Here is a 1,594-nt window from a genome sequence, read left to right on the forward strand (position 1 = left end):
CTTGACTTTTAACCTGTTGGACGGTGGCATCGACCCCGGCTGATCACGAGGACAGCCCTTGATCGATCATTCCTCTTGTCTAGGGAAGAAGATCGCAAACCAAGGGCTGTCTGGTGATCAGTGTGCACGATGCCGGGATGGCCGGCGAGGTCGGGCGGCTGGCGGCGTTCCGGCGCGAGTTCCACGCCTGTCTGACCGCTCGACGGGATGCGTTGTTCGAGTTGGCTGACGCGTTGTTGTGCGGGGATGCGCCGGTGCGGTCGCTGGTGGAGTTGTCGCTGGTGGGTGAGCACCGCCGCGGTCACGGCTCGCTGTACGCGGCGTTGAACCGTGGTCGGATCGACATCGAGCGGCTGCGGACCGCGGTGGCGGCGGTGCCGCTGCCGCGGGCCGCGGACGGGCGGATCATCTTGGCGGTGGACGTGACCTGCTGGCTGCGGCCGGAAGCGCACACCTGCCCGCAGCGGGTGCTGTGCCACACCTATGGGCGCGGCAAGGACACCCACGTCGGGGTTCCGGGCTGGCCGTACTCGTTCGTCACCGCCCTGGAGACCGGGCGCACCTCGTGGACCGCGCCGTTGGACGCCCGCAGGCTGGTGCCCGGCGACGACGCCGCCACGGTCACCGCCGGCCAGCTGCGCGACGTGGTGCAGCGGCTGATCGCTGCCGGGCAGTGGCAGCCAGGCGATCCGGACGTGTGGATCGTCGCGGACGCCGGATACGACGGGCCCCGACTGGCGTTCCTCCTGGCTGATCTACCAGTGCAGGTGTTGGTGCGGATGCGTTGCGACCGGGTGCTGCGCCGACCCGCACCACCCCGGCTGCCCGGCACCACCGGCCGCCCACGACGACACGGCGGCGAGTTCATCTTCGGCGACCCGGCCAGCTGGGGCGACCCGGACGCCAACACGACCACCGACACCCGCCTCTACGGCACCGCGACCGCACGGGCCTGGCACCGGCTGCACCCCCGGCTGACCCACCGCACCGCCTGGACCGCCCAACACGGCCCGCTACCGATCATCGAAGGCACCGTGATCCTGCTGACCGTCGACCGCCTGCCCTCCGGTGCCACCGCGAAACCGGTCTGGCTCTGGTGGTCCCAACCGGCTGCCACCACCGCCGAGGTCGACCTGCTCTGGCAGGCATTCCTGCGCCGCTTCGACATCGAGCACACCTTCCGCATGCTCAAACAGACCCTCGGCTGGACCAGCCCGAAACTCCGCGACCCGCACGCCGCCGACCGCTGGACCTGGCTGGTGCTGGCCGCCTACACCCAGCTACGCCTCGCCCGAGGCGCCGTCGGCGACCTCCGCCGACCCTGGGAACGCCCCACACCACCCGAACGGCTCTCACCCGCCCGCGTCCGGCGAGGGTTTCGGCACCTGCGCACCAAAGCCGGCAACCTGGCCCGCGCGCCGAAACCCTCCCGACCAGGACCCGGCCGACCGCCTGGACTACGCAACCGCCACCCGGCAGCCCGCCACGACGTCCACATCGTCACCGCCGCCATCAGCACAAAACCAAAAGGTGGCACGAAGAAAACGAAGACTTCGAGTAACCCGAGGCCACGCCGCACAGGTTAAAGATCAAG

Annotated in this window: 1 protein-coding gene; it reads left to right on the top strand. The window is 69.9% G+C overall.

Annotated elements, in window-relative coordinates; all coding sequences use genetic code 11:
* The first annotated feature begins 113 nt into the window (after positions 1-113).
* Positions 114-1,586 carry an NF041680 family putative transposase gene (locus Van01_RS32665; protein WP_239093675.1) on the top strand — a complete coding sequence of 491 codons (1,473 nt, stop codon included), beginning with the start codon at positions 114-116 and terminating at the stop codon, positions 1,584-1,586.
* Positions 1,587-1,594 lie beyond the last annotated feature (8 nt).

Origin of the sequence: Micromonospora andamanensis (genome assembly GCF_016863495.1) — a bacterium.
Classification (GTDB): Bacteria; Actinomycetota; Actinomycetes; order Mycobacteriales; family Micromonosporaceae; genus Micromonospora; species Micromonospora andamanensis.